At 36.0% G+C, this 2004-nt stretch carries 3 protein-coding genes; all 3 read left to right on the plus strand.

The genetic code is table 11. From position 1 onward, the window contains the following. The coding region (locus QZ138_RS11350; protein ID WP_292889124.1) for a phage/plasmid primase, P4 family at positions 1–1036 on the plus strand (1036 nt) is incomplete at its 5' end. 212 nt (positions 1037–1248) lie between these two features. Then, positions 1249–1536, plus strand: coding sequence for a hypothetical protein (locus tag QZ138_RS11355; RefSeq protein ID WP_292889125.1), 288 nt, complete (start codon positions 1249–1251; stop codon positions 1534–1536). After that, positions 1529–1855 carry a hypothetical protein gene (locus QZ138_RS11360; RefSeq protein ID WP_292889126.1) on the plus strand — a complete coding sequence of 109 codons (327 nt, stop codon included), beginning with the start codon at positions 1529–1531 and terminating at the stop codon, positions 1853–1855. The genes QZ138_RS11355 and QZ138_RS11360 overlap by 8 nt, the downstream gene beginning before the upstream one ends. Positions 1856–2004: the final 149 nt, after the last annotated feature.

Consider the following 2004-nt stretch of genomic DNA (forward strand, 5'->3'; position numbering starts at 1 on the left):
AAGTGATTTTGACAGTAATCCGTACTTGCTGAACATGCCGTCCGGCACTTACAATTTGATAACATCTGAACTGCAACCACATTCCCCTACAGATTACATTACTAAACAAACAGCCATTGATATTTCAGATGACGGAACTGACATATGGATTACGTGCCTACAAACCATTTTCCAAAATGACACGGAGCTTATAAATTACTTCCAAGAGATTTTAGGTCTGATTTTAATTGGCGAGGTCAAAGTTGAATCGCTTATAATTTGTCAAGGTGATGGTAGTAATGGTAAAACTACCTTATGGAATGTAATTTCAAAAGTTCTCGGTGATTATTGTGGCACAATTAGTGCTGACACTCTAACCGTCAACTGCAGAAGAAATATAAAACCTGAACTTGCCGAGCTTCAGGGAAAAAGATTAGTTATTGCTCCCGAACTCGAAGAGGGCGTCCGTTTAAGTACTTCGACTCTTAAACAGATTTGCTCAAGAGATAAAATCACAGCCGAGAAAAAATTCAAAGACCCATTTGCTTTCAAACCCTCACATCAAATAGTATTATACACAAACCCTTTGCCAAATGTTGGCTCCATTGATGAAGGGACTTGGAGAAGAATTATTCTAATTCCATTCAATGCCAGATTTTCAGGCGACAACGAAATCAAGAACTATGAAGAATATCTATTTAACAATGCCGGAGGAGCTATCTTAAAGTGGATGGCCGAAGGCAGTAAAAAATGTATTGATAATGACTTCAAGCTCCACAGACCAGCCGTTGTAATCAACGCTATTAATAACTACAGGAATGAAACGGATTGGCTCGCTCAATTTATCGAAGATTGTTGCGAAGTGGATACCACTGCCTCTACATCTTCAAGTGAACTCTTCAGAACCTACAGTGATTACTGTTTTTCAATTCATGAATTTACTCACCGCCAGAAAGACTTTAACGCCGCTCTTAAATTGAAGGGTTTCATCAAAAAGAAGACCAACAAGTGCAATGTATTTCTAGGCATAAAATTAAAGTCTGACAATACTTTTTAACAAAAATGGAGGGTAGTGGAGGGTAATTCCCATTTAAGAGTATACGCAAGTCGCTCGTAGCTAATCTATACATTTATATGAAAATACCCTCCACATGCTCCACTTATGAAAGGGGGTGATAGCATTGTAGCTAACAATCTTTTTACAAATTTTATTCCACTCTTGTGGAATGTATGAACAATTTTATTTTATAACCAATAGGAGGTACTAGTATGGAATACCTTAGAAAGTATGAGCTTTGGGACACAAATATATACAATCCAGATAAAGCAACATATATTGGCTCATATAATAATGGAGAAATGCCTGGTTCTTTCGGGTATTACGAAGAAACTTTATACAAAAATGAAGAAGATGAATTTTTCATTATAAACTCTGCCGTTGATTCAGACGAAGGTGACCTTATTTTGCTACCAGATGAGGAAGAATTGCTAGCATGGGCTGAGAATCATCTAGATGTAGATTTATACATCAAATATTTTGGAGCCGTTAGTGAATAATTATTTAGATATGGGAGGATATTTTACTATGAAAAAAATTATTGGTGGAAAATTATATGACACGGAAACTGCTATTCGCATTGGCGAATACAATAATGGCGAAATGCCAAATTCATTTCACTATTACTCAGAAACATTATATCAGAAGAAGAATGGTGAATTCTTCCTCTTAATCGATGGTATTAGAAAGAAAATCTATGGAAATTACACCACAGATTGTAAAATAGAGAAAATTGATGTAGAACAAGCTAAAGAGTGGTGTGAACTCAACCTTTCAGGCGAAGAATACATAGATGTTTTTGGACAAGTGGATGAATAACATAGCTACAAAATCATCAAAATGTGCTATTTGAAAATAGCATCAGCGACGGTAGTGTAAAATGGATTGTGTAAGTAAGAGAGCACAATCCATTTTTTTGATATAGGAGATAAAAAGAGATGAAAAGAAAGAATCGAGACACACCCGGC

It is taken from the genome of Methanobrevibacter sp. UBA212 (assembly GCF_905233225.1).
In the GTDB taxonomy this organism is placed as follows: Archaea; Methanobacteriota; Methanobacteria; order Methanobacteriales; family Methanobacteriaceae; genus Methanocatella.